The sequence below is a fragment of the Pseudomonas sp. 43NM1 genome, assembly GCF_002836905.1.
Taxonomy (GTDB): domain Bacteria; phylum Pseudomonadota; class Gammaproteobacteria; order Pseudomonadales; family Pseudomonadaceae; genus Aquipseudomonas; species Aquipseudomonas prosekii.
Map to the genome: position 1 here is coordinate 1 of NZ_MKGS01000036.1, position 19,724 is coordinate 19,724.

Genomic DNA, 19,724 nt, shown 5'->3' on the forward strand with positions numbered 1-19,724 from the left:
GCCACAGGCGAGCGACGTTACAGCGCCAGTTGTCGGCGCAGTTCGGCCAGCACCGGCGCGGTGTCGGGGCGTACGCCGCGCCACACGAAGAACGCTTCCGCGGCTTGTTCGGCGAGCATGCCCAAACCGTCCATCGCCACTGCCGCGCCTTGTTCCCGGGCCCAGCAGCAGAACGAGGTCGGCTCTTTGCCGTACATCATGTCGTAGCACACCGTCCGACCCGGCTCGACCAGACTTCCGGCAATCGGCGGTACATCGCCTGACAGGCTGGCCGATGTCGCGTTGATAATCAGGTCCACCGGCTCTTGCAACCAATCAAAACCACTCGCAGAAACCGGCCCCAGGTCGGCAAACAATTGCGCGAGCAATTCGGCTTTTTCCACCGTGCGATTGGCGATGATCAGCGACGCCGGTTGTTCCGCCAGCAACGGTTCCAACGCCCCGCGCACCGCGCCGCCGGCACCGAGCACAAGAATGCGTTTGCCCGTGAGGCTGAACCCGGCGTTCACCGTCAGATCACGCACCAGCCCGGCGCCGTCGGTGTTATCGCCGAGCAGCGAGCCGTCGGCGAGTTTGCTCAACGTGTTCACCGCGCCGGCCCGTTGCGCGCGGGCGGTCAGGCTGTCGGCCAAACGATAAGCGTCTTCCTTGAACGGCACGGTGACATTAGCGCCACGACCTTCGACGAAAAATGCCTTGGCGAAGTCGGAAAAGTCGTCGAGCGGCGCCAGTGAGGTGCTGTAGTCCAACTGTTCGCCGGTCTGCTCGGCAAACAGACGATGGATCATCGGCGACTTGCTGTGGCCAATCGGGTTACCGAAAACAACATAACGATCCATCAGATTCCCTCGTTCAGGCCTCAGCCAGCCAATCGCGATCTTGCAGGAAGTACTCGGTCAGCCGCGCTTCTTCGCTGCCCGGCTCGGCTTTCCAGTCGTAGCCCCAGCGCACTTGCGGCGGCAGCGACATGAGGATCGACTCGGTGCGTCCGCCCGATTGCAGACCGAACAGCGTGCCACGGTCGTAAACCAGGTTGAATTCGACGTAACGGCCACGGCGAAACTCCTGGAACTCACGCTGTTGCGCGGTGAACGCAGCATGCTTGCGCCGCTGCACGATCGGCAGATAAGCGTCGATGAACGCGTCGCCGATGGCGCGCATGAACGCGAAACTGGTGTCGAAATCCCACTCGTTCAAATCGTCGAAAAACAGCCCGCCGATGCCGCGCGGTTCGTGGCGATGCTTGATGTGGAAATAGCTGTCGCACCAGGCTTTGTAGCGCGGGTAGACGTCGGCCCCGAACGGCGCGCAGGCCTGTTCGGCGATGCGATGCCAGTGGATGCAGTCTTCTTCATTGCCGTAATACGGCGTCAGGTCGAAGCCGCCGCCGAACCACCACACGGCCTCTTCACCTTCTTTTTCGGCGATGAAAAAGCGCACGTTGGCGTGAGACGTCGGCACATGCGGGTTGTGCGGGTGAATCACCAGCGACACGCCGAGGGCTTCGAAGCCGCGCCCGGCCAGTTCCGGCCGATGGGCGCTGGCGGACGGTGGGAGACCGCTGCCAAAGACGTGGGAAAAGTTGACGCCGCCCTTTTCGATCACCGTGCCGTTTTCGATCACGCGGGTCCGACCGCCACCGCCGGCGGGGCGGGCCCAGGCGTCTTCGACGAAACGCGTGCCGCCGTCCTCGGTTTCCAGAGCGGCGCAAATGCGATCTTGCAGGTCAAGCAGGTAGGCTTTTACGGCGTCGGTGCGGGTCGTCATGTCATCACCTTGAATCGGGCAAAACTACGCGGCGCTCCATGGGAGCGGGGGCCGGCGCAAATGGGCGCGTAGCATAACATTGCACGCGGGCACGCCGCAGTTGACGAAGATCAAGCTAAGGAGTCCGATAGGCAGCTTCACAACGACGACGAATGGAGAAGGCAAATGGCTAAGCGTATCCAGATCCGCGCCCATGGCGGCCCCGAAGTGCTCGAGTATGTTGATTACCAACCCGCCGAGCCCGGCCCGCAGCAAGTGCGCGTCGCCAACAAGGCCATCGGTCTTAACTTCATCGACACCTATTACCGCAGCGGCCTCTATCCGCTGCCAGCCTTGCCGTCGGGCCTGGGCTCCGAAGGCGCGGGGATTGTCGAAGCGGTGGGCAGCGAAGTGACCCGCTTCAAGGTCGGCGACCGCGTCGCTTACGGCAGCGGTCCGTTGGGCGCCTACAGTGAAATCCACGTGTTGCCAGAAGCCAACCTGGTGGCGTTGCCGGCTGCCATCAGCTTCGAACAAGCCGCCGGGGTGATGCTCAAGGGCCTCACCGTGCAGTACCTGTTGCGCCAGACCTATGAACTCAAGGGCGGCGAAACCATTTTGTTCCACGCGGCGGCGGGCGGCGTCGGTTCCCTCGCGTGCCAGTGGGCCAAGGCGTTGGGCGTGAAGCTGATCGGCACGGTCAGTTCAGCCGAGAAAGCCGCGCTGGCGAAGGCCAACGGCGCGTGGGAAACGATTGATTACAGCCACGAAAACGTCGCACAACGGGTGCTGGAATTGACCGACGGGAAAAAAGTCCCGGTGGTCTACGACGGCGTCGGCAAGGACACTTGGCTGACGTCGCTGGACAGCGTGCAGCAGCGCGGTCTGGTGGTGAGTTTTGGTAATGCGTCGGGCGCGGTGGACGGGGTCAACCTGGGGATTCTCGCGGCGAAGGGTTCGCTGTACGTGACCCGGCCGACCCTGGCGACCTATGCGAACAACGTCGAAAACCTGCAGCGCATGGCCGATGAGCTGTTCGAGATGATCAGCAGCGGCAAGCTGAAAGTCGACATCAGCCAGAAGTATTCGCTGGCCGATGCGGCGAAGGCGCAGAGCGAATTGTCGGCGCGGCGCACGACGGGTTCGACGGTTTTGTTGCCTTGACGGACGCCATCGCGAGCAAGCTCGCTCCCACATGGATTATGTGTTGATCACAAATCTCCTGTGGGAGCGAGCTTGCTCGCGATGGGCTCAATGCGGTCTCAGCCCGGGCGTACCACATTCCCGGTTGCCAGATCGCGGATCACGCTCGGGTTCTTGCGCCCACCGAGATTGCCGCCCAACACCCCATCAATCTGCCCACGGAAATACTGCTCGACGCGAATCCGCGTGCGCGCTGCCGGGCGGCCCTGCGGGTTGGCGGATGTCGACACCAGCGGCCCGACCAATGCGCACAAATCGCGCACCAGCGGATGATCGCTGACCCGCAGCGCCACGGTTTCGTGCACCCCGGTAATCCATTGCGGCAACTGGTTCTGGTGCGGCACCAACCAAGTGTTCGGCCCCGGCCAAGTGCTGGCCATGCGGTCCATCCACAGCTCGGGAAAGTCTTCGAAGAGGAAGTCGAACTGGCGAATGTTGTCGGCCACCAGGATCAGGCCCTTATCCACCGCCCGCCCCTTGATCATCAACAAACGCGCCACCGCTTCTTCATCCCACGGGTCGCAACCCAGACCCCAGACGGCTTCGGTCGGGTAGGCGATTACCGCTCCTGCGCGAATTGCTTGCGCGGCTTGCTGCACACGCCAACTGTTGACCATGAAAAACTCTCCGGAATAAGGCTCTGCGCAGTTTACCGATTCTCCTTATAAAACCTAGCTCACCCGCGCAAACCAGCGACCGCTTTCGCACACCGCCCGGCCATCCATTTCCAGTTCGGTCAGCGCCACCAGCACTTTCGGCAGCGCCCAACCGCTGCTGTGCGCCAGCGCTTCACTGGTGTGCGGCGCCGCGTGCAGCAGCATCAGCAACGGATGAATCGCCGGCGCAGCGTTGATGGCCAATGGCAATTGCTGCCAGCCGCGCAAGGCTTCGAGGATGTGCTCGATGGTTTCCACCAACATCGCGCCGTCGCGGATCAGTTGATGGCAACCCTTGGCACCGGGGTGATGAATCGAGCCAGGAATCGCATAAACCTCGCGCCCCTGTTCCGCCGCCAGCCGCGCAGTAATCAGTGAACCACTGGCGACGCTGGCTTCGACCACCAGCACGCCGAGCGACAGACCGCTGATGATTCGGTTGCGACGAGGGAAGTTGCTCGCAGTCGGGCCGGCGTCCAAAGGGAATTCGGAAAGCACCGCGCTACCGCTGGCAATCATCGCGTCGGCGAGGCGGCGATTGCGCTGTGGATAAAACTTTTCAAGTCCCGTGCCAAGCACCCCTACCGTTTGCCCGCCCACGTCCAAAGCGCCCTGGTGCGCGGCGGCGTCGATACCGAGCGCCAAGCCGCTGGTGATGACAAAACCGGCGCCGGCCAGACTTCGTGAAAACGCCGCCGCCGTGTCCATTCCCGGTCTTGAAGCACGGCGGCTGCCGACCATCGCCAGTTGCGGTTTATCGAGGATGCCGGGGTCGCCAGCGACGAACAGCAGCGGCGGCGCATCGCTGATTTCCGCGAGCAACGCCGGGTAGTCCGGTTGGTCCCACATCAGCAAATGCTGGCCCGGACGCTCTAGCCAGGCCAATGCGTGATAGGCGCCGTCGCGAATATGCTCCGCGCGCCGCGCCTCGGCGCAGCTCGCCGGCAAGCCCAGCGAACGCCAGGCACTGGCCGGCGCGCTGATGGCTTTGGAGGCCGAGCCGAAGGCTTCGAGCAGTTTCTTGAAACGCACCGGGCCCAGATCGGGCAAGCGGTGCAGGCGTAGACGAGCTTCCAGTTCCGCAGGCGAAACCGGTGCAGCAACAGCGATAGTCATGGATCATCCTTGATCGTTATGAGCCCCGTCGAACCGGGAATAAGCTGTGGATAACTCTGTTGGTAACTTGTGAAGCCTGCTAAGGATTGCGCACCTTGTCCATCACCGCCAGCGAGCGCGACGCGGTCAGGACCAGGCCGTAACTGAGCTTGTCGTAAGTGCGGAAAACCATCAGCAGACCTGAACGTTCGTCGGGAATTTTCAGCGGCTGACCGGTCACGCGATCACGTACGGTTTCGCCGGTTTTCATCACCACCAGCACATTGCCTTCGGCCAAACCGTCGCGCTGGCCCTTGTTCAGCGTAACCACGTCCATCGCGCCAATCTGCGTGACGCCGCGCGGCACATCGATGATCAAGCCGTCGATCGGCGTTTTCGGTGCGCTGGGCATGAACGTCGAATTGATCGCGCGTTCTTCGCCGCTGAACAAACGGTCGCCGAGGCGCACTTCCTGGGTGGTGCGTTGCAGCGCCAGCGTCGCGACATCACCTTCGGTCGCGACAATTTCGCCGCCGCCGATGTCGTCGGCGTTGATCCCGAGAAATTCCTTGGTCTGCGGATCGGTGTAGACCTTGCCCTGGCGGAAGATCCCGTAAACCGGCTGGTTCGGGTCGAAATGCCCGCGCGCGAAGATCCGGTCACCGGTGCCGCTGAGCACTCGTTCGGCGTCGCCGGCGACGATGTAAGGCGCTGTGTCGAAGTCCTCGACCTTGTCGACGATGCGGTTGCTCAGCAGAAAACTGTTGATCGATTGCAGCGGAATGCTCGGGATCGCATCGGCCACCGGGCTGCTGCGCACACGCGGCGAGAGCTTGATGGTGCCGCGCGACGCGCCGCGATTGAGCGTCAGGCGCGGCTGGCCGTCGACGTAAGTCAGGGTCAGCAAGTCGCCGGGATAGATCAGATTGGGGTTCTGGATCTGTGGATTGACCTGCCAGAGTTCGGGCCATTTCCACGGTTCACGAAGGAATTTGCCGGAGATGTCCCAAAGTGTGTCGCCCTGTACCACTGTGTATTGCTGCGGAAAACCTTCCCTGAGTTGCACTTGCCCGTGCGCCAAACCAGCCGAGGCCAGAAGGAGCAAGGCGAGTAGTGATTTCCTCATGCGGTGAATCCCTTTATTATGTGCGTTCGCGTAAAACGCCAGAGCCCCCGTGGCTCGCTTCTTCAAAAGAAGCTACGTTTTACAACGGTAGCCTGCATCCTCGGACCCGCCAGGCCATCGACCCGACTTTACCTCACATGTGCAGCAATTAAGCTTATGGCCATTTTAGACATCCTCGAATTTCCCGACTCGCGCCTGCGCACTATCGCCAAACCTGTGGCCGTAGTGGACGACGAAGTGCGTCAGTTGGTCGATGACATGTTTGAAACAATGTATGAAGCGCCAGGCATCGGCCTCGCCGCGACCCAGGTCAACGTGCACAAACGTATCGTCGTGATGGACCTTTCCGAAGACCGTAGCGAGCCTCGGGTGTTCATCAACCCCGAGTTCGAAACCCTCACCGACGAGATGGAGCAATACCAGGAAGGCTGCCTCTCGGTGCCAGGCTTCTACGAAAACGTCGATCGCCCGCAGAAGGTCAAAATCAAGGCCCTGGACCGCGACGGCAAACCGTATGAACTGATCGCCGAAGGCCTGCTCGCGGTGTGCATCCAGCACGAATGCGACCACCTTAACGGCAAGTTGTTCGTCGATTACCTGTCCAACCTCAAGCGCGACCGAATCAAGAAGAAACTGGAAAAGCTCCATCGCCAGAACGCTTGATGCCCTCCTTTCAAAGGCTTGCTGCGGCAAGCCTTTTTCTTTTCAGACTGCTTTGTAATCGAGAGCTTCCATGACTGAGCCACTGCGCATCGTCTTTGCCGGCACCCCGGAATTCGCCGCCGAACACCTCAAGGCCCTGCTCGCCAGCCCTTACGAGATCGCCGCGGTCTACACCCAGCCGGACCGTCCGGCGGGCCGAGGGCAAAAACTGATGCCGAGCCCGGTCAAGCAGTTGGCCCTGGAAAACAACATCCCGGTGCTGCAACCGCCGACCCTGCGCAACGCCGACGCCCAGGCTGAACTGGCCGCGCTGAAGCCGGATTTGCTGGTGGTGGTCGCGTATGGCTTGATCCTGCCGCAAGTGGTGCTGGACATTCCGCGCCTCGGTTGCATCAACAGCCACGCATCCTTGCTGCCACGCTGGCGCGGTGCGGCGCCGATCCAGCGCGCCGTCGAAGCGGGCGACAGCGAAAGCGGCGTGACCGTGATGCGCATGGAACTGGGCCTCGACACCGGGCCGATGCTGCTCAAAGTCAGCACGCCGATTACGGGCGAAGACACCGGCGGCAGCCTGCATGATCGTTTGGCCGAAATCGGTCCACCAGCGGTGCTGCAAGCGATTGCCGGCCTCGCTGCGGGTACGTTGGAAGGCGAAGTGCAGGACGACAGCCTCGCCACGTATGCACACAAATTGAACAAGGATGAAGCGCGCATCGACTGGAGCCGTCCGGCGGTTGAGCTGGAACGTCTGGTCCGCGCCTTCAATCCATGGCCGATCACCCACAGCACGCTGAATGGCGAAGCGCTGAAAGTGCTGGCCGCGAAACTCGCCGAAGGGCAGGGCGCAGCGGGGCAAATCCTCAGCGCCAGCAAGGACGGTTTGATCGTCGCGTGCGGTGAACAGGCGCTGTGCCTGACCCGCCTGCAATTGCCCGGTGGCAAGGCGCTGAACTTCAGTGACTTGTTCAACAGCCGCCGCGAGAAATTCGCCGTCGGCACCGTGCTTGGAACTGTCCTCGAGCAAGCGGCGGACGCTCAATGAACCCGCGTCTGGCCGCCGCCAAGGCACTCGCCGCTGTGCTTAACGGCAAGGCCTCGCTCAACAGTTCCCTGCCGACGCAAATGGACAAGGTTGAAGACCGCGATCGCGGCTTTACTCAAGACCTGGCGTTTGGCACCGCGCGTTGGCAGCCACGTCTTTCGGCGCTGGCGGCCAAGTTGTTGCAGAAACCGTTCAAAGCAGCGGACGCCGATGTCGAGGCGTTGTTGCTGGTCGGGCTCTATCAATTGCTCTACACCCGCGTCCCGGCGCACGCCGCCATTGGCGAAACCGTCGGTTGCGCCGACAAGCTGAAAAAGCCCTGGGCCAAGGCCTTGCTCAACGCCGTGCTGCGTCGCGCGCAACGCGAAAGCGAAGCGCTGCTGGCCGAGCTGGAACACGATCCGGTGGTGCGCACCGCGCATCCGCGCTGGCTGCAAAAATCCCTGAAAGCGTTCTGGCCGGAGCAGTGGGAAGCCATTTGTGCGGCGAACAACGCGCATCCGCCGATGATTCTGCGAGTCAACCGTCGCCATCAGAGCCGTGACGCGTACCTCGCGTTGCTCAGCGAAGCGGGCATCGGCGCCAACCCGTGCGTCTACAGCCGCGACGGCATCATCCTCGACGCCGCCGCCGACGTGCGCAGCTTGCCAGGCTTCGCTGAAGGCTGGATCAGCGTGCAGGACGAAGCCGCGCAATTGGCCGCTGATTTGCTCGACCTCGCGCCGGGCCAACGCGTGCTCGACGCCTGCTGCGCGCCCGGCGGCAAGACCTGCCACATCCTCGAAGCCGAGCCCGCACTGGCCGGCGTGGTGGCGGTGGACCTGGAAGCGAAACGCCTGGTGCGCGTCCGCGAAAACCTCGCGCGCCTGGGCCTGAGCGCCGAATTGATCGCCGCCGACGGCCGCGACACCGCGACCTGGTGGGACGGCAAACCGTTCCAGCGCATCCTGCTCGACGCGCCATGCTCGGCGACCGGGGTGATCCGGCGTCACCCGGACATCAAGTTGACCCGCCAACCCGACGACATCGCCGCGCTCGCGGTGCTGCAAGGCGAATTGCTCGACGCGATGTGGCTGACGCTCGAAGTCGGCGGCATTCTGCTTTACGCGACGTGCTCGACGCTGCCGACCGAAAACACCGAAGTCATCGCAGCCTTCCTCGCCCGCACGCCGGGCGCGCGTGAGCTGGACCTCGCGACCACGGCCGGGCTCAAGCAAACGCATGGTCGCCAATTGCTGGCCCAGCAGGGCGGGCATGACGGGTTCTACTACGCCAAACTGATCAAGATTGCCGCCGCGCGCGGTTAACCGGATTTTCAAGGGAGTGACTGGATGAAAATCATCATCCTTGGCGCAGGGCAGGTCGGCGGTTCGCTGGCGGAACATTTGGCCAGCGAAGCCAACGACATCACCGTGGTCGACACCGATGCCGAACGCCTGCGCGACCTCGGCGACCGTCTCGACATTCGCACCGTGCAGGGCCGCGCGTCGTTCCCGACAGTGCTGCGTCAGGCCGGCGCCGACGACGCCGACATGCTGGTCGCGGTGACCAACAGCGACGAAACCAACATGGTCGCCTGCCAGGTCGCCCACACCTTGTTCCACACCCCGACCAAAATCGCCCGGGTGCGCGAAGCGGCGTACCTGACGCGCGGCGGCCTGTTCAACAACGAAGCGATTCCGGTCGATGTGCTGATCAGCCCGGAACAAGTCGTGACCAACTACATCAAGCGCCTGATCGAACATCCCGGCGCGTTGCAGGTGATCGACTTCGCCGAAGGCAAAGCGCAACTCGTCGCGGTAAAAGCCTATTACGGCGGGCCGCTGGTCGGTCAGCAACTGCGGCAATTGCGCGAGCACATGCCGAATGTCGAAACCCGCGTAGCGGCGATTTTTCGCCGCGATCGGCCGATCCTGCCGCAGGGCGATACGGTGATCGAGGCGGACGACGAGGTGTTTTTCATCGCCGCCAAGGCGAATATTCGTGCGGTGATGAGCGAAATGCGCCGCCTCGATGAAACCTACAAACGCATTGTGATTGCCGGCGGCGGGCAGATTGGCGAGCGCTTGGCCGAGGCCATCGAAAGCCGTTATCAGGTGAAAATCATCGAGATGAACCCGGCGCGCTGCCGTTATCTCTCGGACACCCTGGACAGCACTGTGGTGTTGCAGGGCAGCGCTTCGGACCGCGACTTGTTGCTGGAAGAGAACATCGCCGACGCCGATATCTTCCTCGCACTGACCAACGATGACGAAGCCAACATCATGTCGTCGCTGCTGGCCAAACGGCTGGGCGCGAAGAAGGTGATGACGATCATCAACAACCCGGCGTACGTGGATTTGATCCAGGGCGGCGACATCGATATCGCCATCAGCCCGCAACTGGCGACCATCGGCACGTTGCTGGCTCACGTGCGCCGTGGCGATATCGTCAGCGTGCACTCACTGCGGCGCGGTGCGGCGGAAGCCATCGAGGCGATTGCCCATGGCGATGCGAAGTCGAGCAAGGTGATTGGCAAGGCCATCGGCAATATCGGCTTGCCGCCGGGGACCACGATTGGCGCGATTATTCGCGATGAACACGTGATCATCGCCCATGACGACACGGTAATTGCGGCGGGCGACCATGTGATTCTGTTCCTTGTGGACAAGAAGCATATTCGCGATGTGGAGAAGCTGTTTCATGTGGGGTTGAGCTTTTTCTGAGCCGAAGGCCTCTTCGCGGGCAAGCCTCGCTCCTACAGGTCGAGTCGTACACACATTATGCGAACGACTCATAACCTGTAGGAGCGAGGCTTGCCCGCGAAGGCGATCTCAACCTTTCCACCTAACCTGAAGGTGCCAACCATGATCGAATCACTGGAAAAAATGCTCGCCAAGGGTGTGGATAACGCATTGCTGCGCTTTGGTCTCGGTAAGGGTTATCTGGATTTGGGAGAGAACGCCAAGGCTGCCGAGCATTTCCGCCGTTGCGTCGATTTCGATGCGAAATATTCGGCGGCGTGGAAGCTGCTGGGCAAGGCGCACTTGGCGCTCGCCGATCACGCCACCGCGCGGCAGGCGTGGGAGCAAGGCGTGGAAGCCGCCCGCACGCACGGCGACAAACAAGCGGAAAAGGAAATGACGGTTTTCCTGAAAAAACTCGACCGTCAGGCGCTCTGATCAGAGATAGCGCAGGCCAATCCCTTCGGCATCCACCAGCACCACTTCCATGCGCACTCGCGGCGCACCTGTGGGTAAATCCTGCACCTGCCCATAAACCACAGCGCCGGTGGGCAATGCCGACAGGCTCGGATGCTGCACGTAAACGCCAGTGGTCGAGAGATTGCGGGTCTGTCCCAGACACTCGCCGAAACTCTCGTGGCTGATCTTGATGCGGAATGACTTGCGGTGTTCGGACATCTTCTGCGCCCTTGCGTGAACAATTGTGGATAACCCGGACCGTGTAGGAGCGAGGCTTGCCCGCGAAGCTGTTGGCGTTCATAAGGACGCCTTCGCGGGCAAGCCTCGCTCCTACAGGTTTGGGTTATCCACAGAGTGTGCCAAGTTCTTCAATACCAGCGTTCTTCGCCCGGTGGACGTTTTTTGAAACGCTTCATGCTCCACATGTACTGGCTCGGATAAGCCCGCACATACCGCTCGACCACTTGGCTCATGGCCGCGCAAGAGGTCTCGGTATCCGTGCTGTACATGGCTTCCGGCGCCGCTTCGAGGATCACTTTGTAGCCAGAGCCGTCAGGCAAACGCAGCGCATGCAGGAACACCCCGACCGCTTTGCCGCCCGCAAGCATGTTCGGCACAAACTTGCTGGTCAGCGCTTGCGTGGCGAAGAACGGCACGAAGATCCCGGCGGATTCGGCCGGTTCCGGGTCAGCGGGAATGCCCACTGCACCACCCTTGCGCACTTCCTTGATGACACTGAGGATGCCTTCCTTGGTCGAGGCCGCCACGCGGTTACCCAACTGCACGCGCTGCTTGCGCAGCAAATCGTCGACCGCTTTCAACTTCGGTGGGCGATAGAAAATGATCGGTTTGCACTGGCTGCAATAGAAGTGGTTCAACACTTCCCAGTTGCCGAGGTGGCTGGTGATGCCGACCACACCTTTGCCGGACGCCAAGGCATCTTTCAACACATCGAGGCCTTCGACTTCGCGCACCAGATCAATCGAACGCTGAGCCGGCCAGATCCATGCGCAAGCGCTCTCGGTGAGGGACTTGCCGATGTCTTTCAGACTCTGCCCGACCAGGCGTTCGCGCTCGGCCGGGTCCATGTCCGGGAAGCACTTGGCCAGGTTGATCCGCACCACGTCGCGGGAACGGTTGGGGGTTTTCCACATCATCCAGCCAATGGCTGCGCCGACGGCTTGCACGGCTCGCCACGGGAGCAGGGCAAACAGCCGCAGAGCGCCTACCAGCAAGGCGCCTTTAAACTTATCCACAGGTCACTCCTGATCTTGTGCGGTGTCCGAAGGCGGCCATTCTAACCGCCGTTCGCCAGCGTCGCGTAGCGATCGCAATCCTGGGTGTGGTCCATGGCCATGCCCGAGGCCTGCATCAGCGCGTAGCAAATGGTCGGGCCGACGAACGTGAAACCGGCCTTTTTCAGGCCTTTGCTCATTTCCACGGCAGTCGGCGTTACGGCCGGCACTTCACTGCGATCCTTGAAATGATTGATCACAGGCCTGCCATCGACGAACGACCAGAGAAACCCCACCGGATCCTCCAGCGCCAGCCAGGCCTGGGCATTACGGCGGGCGGCGTTGAGTTTGAGGCGGTTGCGGATGATCCCGGGGTCGAGCATCAATTCATCGATTTCCGCATCGCTCATCTGCGCCACGCGCTGCACGTCGAAGCCGAACAGCACCTCGCGGTAGCGCTCGCGTTTGCGCAACACGGTGATCCATGAGAGGCCGGCCTGGAACCCTTCGAGCAAAAGCAACTCGAACAATCCCTGCGCATCGCGTAGCGGCGTGCCCCACTCTTGATCGTGATATGCCATGTACAGCGGATCTTCGGAACACCAAAAGCAGCGTGGCATAAGGCTCCAGGGGGCGTGCGCAGCAACGAATCGGGTATACTCCCGCTCTTTAAATCGCAGCCCAAGAAACAGGTGAATTTCGTGAGCCAGCCTACGCCAGCCGTGCGTACCTTCCAAGACTTGATCCTCGCCCTCCAGCAATACTGGGCCGAGCAAGGTTGCGTGGTACTTCAGCCCTACGATATGGAAGTAGGCGCCGGCACTTTCCACACAGCCACGTTTCTGCGCGCCATCGGCCCGGAAACCTGGAACGCCGCTTATGTGCAGCCCAGTCGTCGCCCGACTGACGGCCGCTACGGCGAAAACCCGAACCGTCTGCAGCACTACTACCAGTTTCAGGTAGTCCTGAAGCCGAACCCGGACAACTTCCAGGAACTGTACCTGGGCTCTCTCAAGCACGTTGGCCTGGACCCATTGGTCCACGACATCCGCTTCGTCGAAGACAACTGGGAATCGCCGACACTGGGCGCCTGGGGTCTGGGCTGGGAAGTCTGGCTCAACGGCATGGAAGTGACGCAATTCACTTACTTCCAGCAAGCGGGCGGCATCGAGTGCTACCCGGTGACCGGCGAGATCACCTACGGTCTGGAACGTCTGGCGATGTACCTGCAAGGCGTGGATTCGGTCTACGACCTGGTCTGGGCTGACGGCCCGATGGGCAAAGTCACCTACGGCGACGTGTTCCACCAGAACGAAGTCGAGCAATCGACTTACAATTTCGAACACGCCAACGTCGAGAAACTGTTCGAGCTGTTCGATTTCTACGAAAGCGAAGCCAAGCGCCTGATCGAACTCGACCAGCCGCTGCCGTTGCCGAGCTACGAAATGGTCTTGAAGGCGTCCCACACCTTCAACCTGCTGGATGCGCGCCGGGCAATCTCGGTGACTGCGCGTCAGCAATACATTCTGCGCGTGCGCACTCTGGCGCGTTCCGTTGCGCAAGCCTACCTGCTGGCGCGCGCCAAGCTGGGCTTCCCGATGGCGACCCCGGATCTGCGTGATGAAGTGTTGGCTAAGCTGGAGGCTGCACAATGAGTGCTCTGGATTTCCTGGTTGAATTGGGCACCGAAGAACTGCCGCCTAAAGCCCTGAACACCCTGGCCGACGCGTTCCTCGCCGGTATCGACAAAGGCCTGCAAGCCGCTGGCCTGAGCTACGAAGCCAAAACCGTGTACGCCGCGCCACGTCGTCTGGCTGTGCTGATTACCGCGCTGGCCACCCAGCAACCGGATCGCAGCATCAACCTCGACGGCCCGCCGCGTCAGGCTGCGTTCGATGCCGACGGCAACCCGACCCAGGCTGCCCTGGGTTTCGCCAAGAAGTGCGGCGTCGATCTGAGCGAAATCGATCAGAGCGGTCCGAAACTGCGTTACAGCCAGAGCATCGCCGGTAAACCGACCGCGAGCCTGCTGCCGACCATCGTTGAAGATTCGCTGAACGACCTGCCGATCCCCAAGCGCATGCGCTGGGGGGCGCGCAAAGAAGAATTCGTGCGTCCGACCCAATGGCTGGTGATGTTGCTCGGTGACCAGGTCATCGATTGCACGATCCTCGCACAGAAGTCCGGCCGCGATTCCCGTGGTCACCGCTTCCATCACCCGCAAAGCGTGCGCATCACCGCGCCGGCCAACTATCTGGCCGACCTGCGTGGCGCCTACGTGCTGGCCGACGCCAACGAGCGTCGCGCACTGATCAGCAAACGCACCGAAGAACTGGCGACGATGCAGGAAGGCACGGCCATCGTGCCGCCGGCCTTGCTCGACGAAGTGACTGCGCTGGTTGAATGGCCGGTGCCGCTGGTGTGCTCGTTCGAGGAACGCTTCCTCGACGTGCCGCAAGAAGCGCTGATCACCACCATGCAGGACAACCAGAAGTATTTCTGCCTGCTGGATGCCGACGGCAAGTTGCTGCCACGTTTCATTACCGTGGCCAACATCGAAAGCAAAGACCCGCAGCAGATCATCGCCGGTAACGAGAAAGTGGTTCGCCCACGCCTGACCGACGCCGAGTTCTTCTTCAAGCAAGACAAGAAGCAGAAACTCGAAGACTTCAACCTGCGCCTGCAGAACGTGGTGTTCCAGGAAAAACTCGGCAGCGTCTACGACAAAGCCGAACGCGTTTCCAAACTCGCCGCGTTCATCGCGCAGCGCATTGGCGGCAACGCAGCCTGGGCCTCGCGCGCCGGCCTGTTGTCGAAATGCGACCTGTCGACCGAAATGGTCGGCGAGTTCCCGGAGATGCAAGGTGTCGCCGGTTACTACTACGCGCTGAATGACGGCGAGCCGGAAGAAGTCGCACTGGCGCTGAACGAGCAGTACATGCCGCGCGGCGCTGGCGCTGAACTGCCGACCACCCTGACCGGTGCGGCCGTGGCCATCGCTGACAAACTCGACACGCTGGTCGGGATCTTCGGTATCGGCATGTTGCCAACCGGCAGCAAAGACCCGTATGCCCTGCGCCGTGCAGCCCTCGGCGTGCTGCGCATCCTGATCGAGAAGAAGCTTGAGCTCGACCTCAACGACGCAGTCGCATTTGCGGTATCGGCGTTCGGCGGCAAGATCAAAGCGGCGGGCCTCAACGATTCGGTGCTGGAATTCATCTTCGACCGTCTGCGTGCCCGTTACGAAGACGAAGGCGTCGATGTTGCGACTTATCTGTCGGTACGTGCCTTGAAGCCGGGTTCGGCGCTGGACTTCGATCAGCGCGTGCAAGCGGTGCAAGCTTTCCGTCAATTGCCGGAAGCTGCAGCACTGGCCGCAGTGAACAAGCGCGTTTCGAACCTGCTGAGCAAGTTCGAAGGCTCGGTGCCGGCGGTAGTCGAAGCCAAGTACTTCGACAACGCCAACGAGTTCTCGCTGTATTCGGCGATCCAGCAGGCTGACCAAGCTGTCCAGCCAATGGCGGTGGCGCGTCAGTACAGCGAATCGCTGGCTCGCCTGGCGGCCTTGCGCGAGCCGGTCGATGCGTTCTTCGAAGCCGTAATGGTCAACGCCGACGACGCCAACGTGCGCGCCAACCGTTATGCCTTGCTGTCGCGTCTGCGTGGGCTGTTCCTCGGCGTTGCCGACATTTCGCTGCTGGGGTAAGACTGTTTGAAACTGCTGATTCTCGATCGGGACGGGGTGATCAATTACGACTCCGACGCTTACATCAAGTCGGTGCAGGAGTGGATTCCGCTCCCCGGCTCGATCGAAGCCATCGCGCAGTTGAGCAAGGCCGGCTGGACGGTAGCCATCGCTACCAACCAGTCGGGCATCGCTCGCGGCTATTACGACATCGCCACTCTGGACGCCATGCACGAGCGCTTGCGTTCGCTCGTGGCGGAGCAGGGCGGCGAGGTCGGGCTGATCGTCTATTGCCCGCACGGGCCAGACGATGGCTGCGATTGCCGCAAGCCAAAACCCGGGATGTTGAAAACCATCGCCGCTCATTACAACGTGTCGCTGACAAACTTATGGTTCGTCGGCGATTCTCTCGGTGACCTGGAAGCCGCCAAAGCCGTCGATTCTCAGCCAGTTTTAGTTAAAACCGGAAAAGGCGAAAAGACTCAGGGCAAGACCCTGCCGGTAGGCACCTTGATTTTTGACGATCTGGCGGCGATTGCCGCAGAACTTATCCACAATTAGAGCGTTTCGAGATTCCTGACCAAGGATTGATCGGGATTGCGCTTTATATAGACGGGCAGAGCCCGCACGGTAAACGTCACCATGTCGATACTGCAGGCCATCAGAACTTTCCTCTTTTATCTGTTGCTGGGCACCAGCTCTTTGCTCTGGTGCAGCCTGAGCTTTTTTATCGCGCCGTTTCTGCCGTTCAAGGCGCGTTATCGTTTTATCAACGTGTACTGGTGCCGCTGCGCACTGTGGCTGAGCAAGGTTTTTCTGGGCATCAGCTACGAAATCAAAGGCGCGGAGAATGTGCCTGAGCGCCCCTGCGTGATTCAGTCGAATCACCAGAGCACCTGGGAAACGTTTTTCCTCTCGGCCTATTTCGAACCGCTGAGCCAAGTGCTCAAACGCTCTTTGCTGTTCGTGCCGTTTTTCGGCTGGGCCATGGCGATGCTGCGACCGATCGCCATCGACCGCGATAACCCGAAAGCCGCGCTCAAGCATGTGGCGAAGAAGGGCGATGAGTTGCTCAAGGACGGCGTTTGGGTGCTGATCTTTCCGGAAGGTACGCGCGTGCCGTACGGCACTGTCGGCAAGTTCTCGCGCGGTGGCAGCGCTTTGGCGGTCAACGCGGCGCTTCCGGTGCTGCCGATTGCACACAATGCCGGCAAGTTTTGGCCGAAAACCGGTTGGGCAAAGAAGCAGGGTGTGATCACCGTGATCATCGGCGAACCGATGTACGCCGAGGGTACAGGGCCGCGCGCCGTGGCTGCGCTGAACGACCGGGTCCAGGCCTGGAACGAACAAATGCAGCGCGACATGGGCTCGCTGCCACCGGCGCCACAAACCCCGGTTGAAACTGATCAAGTGGCTGTCTGAGATTCTGTGGATAACCTGTGTACCGTTTCTTCCGAAAACAGCCATTTCTGCTTGTAGGCTTATGATTTATATACATATTTCCTAAGCTCATAAAACGCCGGAAAAGGTGCATAAGTTTTTTTCGGACGTAAAAAAACCGGCTGATATAGCCGGTTTTTTTATGCCCGCGATTTACTCCTCGATCAGAGGGAAATGCAGACTGAAACGCGTGCCTTTGCCAATCTCGCTGGCGCACTCAATGCGACCGCCGTGGCGATCGACCACTGCTTTGACCATCGACAATCCCAAGCCAATACCATCAATGCCCTGAGCGGACGAGAAGCGTCGGTATTGGCTGAACAACTCGGGCAGCTCTTCGGCGCCGATGCCTTTGCCCTGATCGATCAGCTCACAAATCAACCAGCCATCAACGCAGCGAACCTGCAAACGGATCAGCGTGCCGCTGGCGCTGTACTTGATGGCGTTTTCCACCAGGTTGAACAACGCCCGGGTCAGCAAACCCTGATCGGCCATGATCAGGCTTTCCTGCGCCTCGTCCTGCAGATCATGGACGAGCTCGATACTTTTCAGCTGCGCGATGCTCAGCGCTTGATCGAAGACATCCAGCACTACCATCGCAAACAGGCTGGGCACGAACTGATAAGCCTCAGACTCGGCCCTGGCCAATTGCACGAAGCCGTCGGTGAGATCGAGTGCCCGGCGAACTTGGCGTTCAATCTGCTCGAACAACGGCGTGTCGCCACCCATCTGCTGACGGTGCACGTCGAGCAGGGCGAGGATCGCCGAATGGGGTGCGCGCAGGTCGTGGGACAGGAAGCGCAGCAGCACGCCCCGTTGCTCTTCGGCATCGCGCTCGACACTCAGGTCGGTCAGGCTCAGCAGCCAGCCGATCGGAGTTTCGCCATCAACCGGCAGTAATGCGGCGCGTTCCAGACGCAAGCTCCGGCCCTGAATGTCTCTGAACTCAACTGTCGCCAGGTTCGCCAACGCTGGCCGAGAGCCGTTGAGCAACTCGGGATGACCGAGTTGAGTCAACCGTTCAAGCACCTCATCACCGACCAGATCGCCGCCGAACAAATCCCGCGCGTTGCGGTTGCCGAGCAGGATCCGGCCTTGAGGATCGCTGATCAGCGTGGCCACCGGCAGATACTCCAGGCCATCGGCGATGAAGCGCCGGGTATCGCGGGTCCGGCTCATGGCTTGTTCAAGTGCCATGACTTGGCCCTGCAAACGGTCGCCAGTCGGAAATTGCGCACGACGACGTTCCGGAAAGACTTTGGGTTCGTTATCCAGCCGCGCCAACTCCCAGCCGAAATAGGTCAGCACCACGCTGAGGCGTCGCCAGTTCCAGATCAGGTAACCGAAGAGCATGCCGAGCAGACTCGCGGTGGGCGACCACCACCAACGTTGCTCGGCCAGAAAAGCACTGACCAGCAATGTGCAGCCCATACCGCCCAAGGTTATCCACAGCGCCAGACGCGGGCGCAGCAACAGCAAGCCGAGCACGCAAGCCACCAGAATGACCGACAACAGCGCGCCCAGCGCTTCGTGTTTGCCGGACTGCGCGCTCAATGAAAGCAAGGCCGTCAGCGGCAGCAGAATCAGACTGATCCACAGCCATTCCCGAACCAATTGCCGGAACAGCCGCTGAACCTGGGTCGGCTCGCGACTTTCGTGGCGGCGTTGATTGGTCATAAAAATGACTGATAGTGCAGGGGAGGGTGAATTAGCGTCATAAGTCACTGGTCTGATTGGCAGATTGGATTTGCAGAATCATAGCGGACGACGACCAACGGGGCGTTGCTTACTTTCGCTCATTCGGCCGAGGCGGTATCGTCTATCGCCAACCGGCCATCAAGGAATTACCGCACATGCGTGTTGCGATACTGGACGATGAACCCGCCGAATTGCGCCGGGTGGAGCAGACGCTGCGGCAAATGGCCGAGCCGGGCGAGCACGCCTGGACGCTGCACAGTTTCGAGCGTGGCGAAGACCTGCTGCGGCAACTGCGTCGGGAAACTTTCGACCTGCTGGTCCTCGACTGGCAACTGCCCGACCTCAGCGGCCTCGCGCTTCTGCGCTGGACCCGTGAACACATGGACGCCCCGCCCCCCGCGATCATGCTCACCAGCCGCGACGCCGAAAGCGATATCGTCCAGGCACTGAATGCCGGCGCCGACGATTACGTCAGCAAACCCTTCCGCCCCAACGAACTGAAAGCCCGGGTCGCCGCCGTTCTGCGCCGACACAGCCAACAACGCGCCAGCAACGGCGAAGTGCTCAACTTCAACGACCTGGTATTCGACGACGCCGAACAAACCGTCACCCGCGCGGGTACGCCAATCGGCATGACCGAGCGGGAATATCGACTGGCGCGGTGTCTGTTCACCAACCTGGGTCGGCCGCTGTCGCGGGAATATCTATATGGACGGTTTTGGAGCCATGAAGAAATGGTCTCCTCGCGGCCACTGGACACGCACATTTACCGACTGCGCAATAAGCTGGGTTTGACCGCTGATCGCGGTTGGCAGCTGTTGACGATTTACGGGTATGGGTATCGGCTGGAAAGTGTGGGGGTGGTTGGCGGGTGAGGGGAGCAGCGACCGGGTTATTTTCTCAAGCCAAATAAAAAGGCCAACGCTGATGCGTTGGCCTTTTGGTTTGCGATG

20 protein-coding genes are annotated in these 19,724 nt (G+C 61.0%); 11 read left to right on the top strand and 9 right to left on the bottom strand.

Annotation, left to right across the window (positions count from 1 at the left end):
• Positions 1 to 17: 17 nt before the first annotated feature.
• Both aroE and hemF read right to left on the bottom strand, forming a co-directional pair.
• Complete coding sequence (gene aroE, locus BI292_RS05505; RefSeq protein WP_101207242.1) at positions 18 to 839, bottom strand: shikimate dehydrogenase; 822 nt, start codon at positions 837 to 839, stop codon at positions 18 to 20.
• A 13-nt stretch (positions 840 to 852) separates the two neighbouring features.
• Positions 853 to 1,767 (bottom strand): oxygen-dependent coproporphyrinogen oxidase, encoded by a 915-nt coding sequence (gene hemF, locus BI292_RS05510; RefSeq protein WP_092275632.1) that lies wholly within the window; start codon positions 1,765 to 1,767, stop codon positions 853 to 855.
• A 165-nt stretch (positions 1,768 to 1,932) separates the two neighbouring features.
• On the opposite strand from hemF, the gene BI292_RS05515 reads away from it, so the two are divergent.
• Positions 1,933 to 2,910, top strand: coding sequence for an NADPH:quinone reductase (locus BI292_RS05515; RefSeq protein ID WP_101207243.1), 978 nt, complete (start codon positions 1,933 to 1,935; stop codon positions 2,908 to 2,910).
• 98 nt (positions 2,911 to 3,008) lie between these two features.
• Here the strand turns inward: BI292_RS05515 and BI292_RS05520 are convergent, their stop codons facing one another.
• The 3 genes from BI292_RS05520 to BI292_RS05530 all read right to left on the bottom strand — a co-directional run bounded on the left by BI292_RS05520 (position 3,009) and on the right by BI292_RS05530 (position 5,826).
• Positions 3,009 to 3,566, bottom strand: a complete 558-nt coding sequence (locus BI292_RS05520) for an L-threonylcarbamoyladenylate synthase (RefSeq protein WP_092275638.1) — start codon at positions 3,564 to 3,566, stop codon at positions 3,009 to 3,011.
• Positions 3,567 to 3,620: 54 nt separating this feature from the next.
• Entirely contained in the window at positions 3,621 to 4,721 is a 1,101-nt protein-coding gene (gene dprA, locus BI292_RS05525; RefSeq protein WP_101207244.1) for a DNA-processing protein DprA, read from the bottom strand.
• A 79-nt stretch (positions 4,722 to 4,800) separates the two neighbouring features.
• The gene (locus BI292_RS05530) at positions 4,801 to 5,826 is read right to left on the bottom strand and encodes a LysM peptidoglycan-binding domain-containing protein (protein ID WP_101207245.1); all 1,026 of its coding nucleotides are present in this window, start codon (positions 5,824 to 5,826) and stop codon (positions 4,801 to 4,803) included.
• Positions 5,827 to 5,982: 156 nt separating this feature from the next.
• On the opposite strand from BI292_RS05530, the gene def reads away from it, so the two are divergent.
• The 5 genes from def (at position 5,983) to BI292_RS05555 (ending at position 10,692) form a co-directional block, all read left to right on the top strand.
• Positions 5,983 to 6,489, top strand: a complete 507-nt coding sequence (gene def / locus BI292_RS05535; protein ID WP_092275647.1) for a peptide deformylase — start codon at positions 5,983 to 5,985, stop codon at positions 6,487 to 6,489.
• Between the two features lie 70 nt (positions 6,490 to 6,559).
• Positions 6,560 to 7,531, top strand: a complete 972-nt coding sequence (gene fmt, locus BI292_RS05540) for a methionyl-tRNA formyltransferase (RefSeq protein WP_101207246.1) — start codon at positions 6,560 to 6,562, stop codon at positions 7,529 to 7,531.
• Positions 7,528 to 8,838, top strand: a complete 1,311-nt coding sequence (rsmB, locus tag BI292_RS05545) for a 16S rRNA (cytosine(967)-C(5))-methyltransferase RsmB (protein ID WP_101207247.1) — start codon at positions 7,528 to 7,530, stop codon at positions 8,836 to 8,838. The genes fmt and rsmB overlap by 4 nt, the downstream gene beginning before the upstream one ends.
• A gap of 24 nt (positions 8,839 to 8,862) precedes the next feature.
• Positions 8,863 to 10,236 (top strand): Trk system potassium transporter TrkA, encoded by a 1,374-nt coding sequence (trkA, locus tag BI292_RS05550; protein WP_092275656.1) that lies wholly within the window; start codon positions 8,863 to 8,865, stop codon positions 10,234 to 10,236.
• Positions 10,237 to 10,377: 141 nt separating this feature from the next.
• The gene (locus tag BI292_RS05555) at positions 10,378 to 10,692 is read left to right on the top strand and encodes a hypothetical protein (protein ID WP_101207248.1); all 315 of its coding nucleotides are present in this window, start codon (positions 10,378 to 10,380) and stop codon (positions 10,690 to 10,692) included.
• On the opposite strand, the gene BI292_RS05560 is transcribed toward BI292_RS05555, so the two are convergent.
• From BI292_RS05560 to tag, 3 genes are all read right to left on the bottom strand, one after another.
• On the bottom strand, positions 10,693 to 10,932 hold the full coding sequence (locus tag BI292_RS05560) for a PilZ domain-containing protein (protein ID WP_101207249.1): 240 nt from the start codon (positions 10,930 to 10,932) through the stop codon (positions 10,693 to 10,695). It lies immediately after the preceding gene.
• A gap of 149 nt (positions 10,933 to 11,081) precedes the next feature.
• The gene (locus tag BI292_RS05565; protein ID WP_092275665.1) at positions 11,082 to 11,969 is read right to left on the bottom strand and encodes a lysophospholipid acyltransferase; all 888 of its coding nucleotides are present in this window, start codon (positions 11,967 to 11,969) and stop codon (positions 11,082 to 11,084) included.
• 41 nt (positions 11,970 to 12,010) lie between these two features.
• Positions 12,011 to 12,568, bottom strand: coding sequence for a DNA-3-methyladenine glycosylase I (gene tag, locus BI292_RS05570; protein ID WP_101207250.1), 558 nt, complete (start codon positions 12,566 to 12,568; stop codon positions 12,011 to 12,013).
• A gap of 81 nt (positions 12,569 to 12,649) precedes the next feature.
• Here tag and glyQ point away from each other — a divergent pair, with 81 nt between their 5' ends.
• The 4 genes from glyQ (at position 12,650) to BI292_RS05590 (ending at position 17,055) form a co-directional block, all read left to right on the top strand.
• Positions 12,650 to 13,603 carry a glycine--tRNA ligase subunit alpha gene (glyQ, locus tag BI292_RS05575; protein WP_008155694.1) on the top strand — a complete coding sequence of 318 codons (954 nt, stop codon included), beginning with the start codon at positions 12,650 to 12,652 and terminating at the stop codon, positions 13,601 to 13,603.
• Positions 13,600 to 15,654: a glycine--tRNA ligase subunit beta gene (gene glyS, locus BI292_RS05580; protein WP_092275671.1), complete on the top strand. Its 2,055-nt coding sequence runs from the start codon at positions 13,600 to 13,602 to the stop codon at positions 15,652 to 15,654. The genes glyQ and glyS overlap by 4 nt, the downstream gene beginning before the upstream one ends.
• 6 nt (positions 15,655 to 15,660) lie before the next feature.
• Positions 15,661 to 16,194: a D-glycero-beta-D-manno-heptose 1,7-bisphosphate 7-phosphatase gene (gene gmhB / locus BI292_RS05585; RefSeq protein WP_092275674.1), complete on the top strand. Its 534-nt coding sequence runs from the start codon at positions 15,661 to 15,663 to the stop codon at positions 16,192 to 16,194.
• A gap of 81 nt (positions 16,195 to 16,275) precedes the next feature.
• Positions 16,276 to 17,055, top strand: a complete 780-nt coding sequence (locus BI292_RS05590; protein ID WP_092275677.1) for a 1-acyl-sn-glycerol-3-phosphate acyltransferase — start codon at positions 16,276 to 16,278, stop codon at positions 17,053 to 17,055.
• Positions 17,056 to 17,226: 171 nt separating this feature from the next.
• Here BI292_RS05590 and BI292_RS05595 read toward each other — a convergent pair whose 3' ends face one another.
• Positions 17,227 to 18,750 (bottom strand): PAS domain-containing sensor histidine kinase, encoded by a 1,524-nt coding sequence (locus tag BI292_RS05595; protein WP_101207251.1) that lies wholly within the window; start codon positions 18,748 to 18,750, stop codon positions 17,227 to 17,229.
• A 176-nt stretch (positions 18,751 to 18,926) separates the two neighbouring features.
• Between BI292_RS05595 and BI292_RS05600 the strand changes: the two genes are divergently transcribed.
• Positions 18,927 to 19,646 (top strand): response regulator transcription factor, encoded by a 720-nt coding sequence (locus tag BI292_RS05600; protein WP_101207252.1) that lies wholly within the window; start codon positions 18,927 to 18,929, stop codon positions 19,644 to 19,646.
• The last annotated feature ends 78 nt before the right edge of the window (positions 19,647 to 19,724 follow it).

Coding starts and splice junctions, on each gene's coding strand:
- tag (WP_101207250.1), bottom strand. CDS start 12,568: ATGCCACGCTGCTTTTGGTGTTCCGAAGATCCGCTGTACATGGCATAT.
- rsmB (WP_101207247.1), top strand. CDS start 7,528: ATGAACCCGCGTCTGGCCGCCGCCAAGGCACTCGCCGCTGTGCTTAAC.
- BI292_RS05520 (WP_092275638.1), bottom strand. CDS start 3,566: ATGGTCAACAGTTGGCGTGTGCAGCAAGCCGCGCAAGCAATTCGCGCA.
- hemF (WP_092275632.1), bottom strand. CDS start 1,767: ATGACGACCCGCACCGACGCCGTAAAAGCCTACCTGCTTGACCTGCAA.
- BI292_RS05555 (WP_101207248.1), top strand. CDS start 10,378: ATGATCGAATCACTGGAAAAAATGCTCGCCAAGGGTGTGGATAACGCA.
- def (WP_092275647.1), top strand. CDS start 5,983: ATGGCCATTTTAGACATCCTCGAATTTCCCGACTCGCGCCTGCGCACT.
- dprA (WP_101207244.1), bottom strand. CDS start 4,721: ATGACTATCGCTGTTGCTGCACCGGTTTCGCCTGCGGAACTGGAAGCT.
- trkA (WP_092275656.1), top strand. CDS start 8,863: ATGAAAATCATCATCCTTGGCGCAGGGCAGGTCGGCGGTTCGCTGGCG.
- BI292_RS05590 (WP_092275677.1), top strand. CDS start 16,276: ATGTCGATACTGCAGGCCATCAGAACTTTCCTCTTTTATCTGTTGCTG.
- BI292_RS05515 (WP_101207243.1), top strand. CDS start 1,933: ATGGCTAAGCGTATCCAGATCCGCGCCCATGGCGGCCCCGAAGTGCTC.
- BI292_RS05595 (WP_101207251.1), bottom strand. CDS start 18,750: ATGACCAATCAACGCCGCCACGAAAGTCGCGAGCCGACCCAGGTTCAG.
- aroE (WP_101207242.1), bottom strand. CDS start 839: ATGGATCGTTATGTTGTTTTCGGTAACCCGATTGGCCACAGCAAGTCG.
- BI292_RS05560 (WP_101207249.1), bottom strand. CDS start 10,932: ATGTCCGAACACCGCAAGTCATTCCGCATCAAGATCAGCCACGAGAGT.
- glyS (WP_092275671.1), top strand. CDS start 13,600: ATGAGTGCTCTGGATTTCCTGGTTGAATTGGGCACCGAAGAACTGCCG.
- fmt (WP_101207246.1), top strand. CDS start 6,560: ATGACTGAGCCACTGCGCATCGTCTTTGCCGGCACCCCGGAATTCGCC.
- BI292_RS05530 (WP_101207245.1), bottom strand. CDS start 5,826: ATGAGGAAATCACTACTCGCCTTGCTCCTTCTGGCCTCGGCTGGTTTG.
- BI292_RS05600 (WP_101207252.1), top strand. CDS start 18,927: ATGCGTGTTGCGATACTGGACGATGAACCCGCCGAATTGCGCCGGGTG.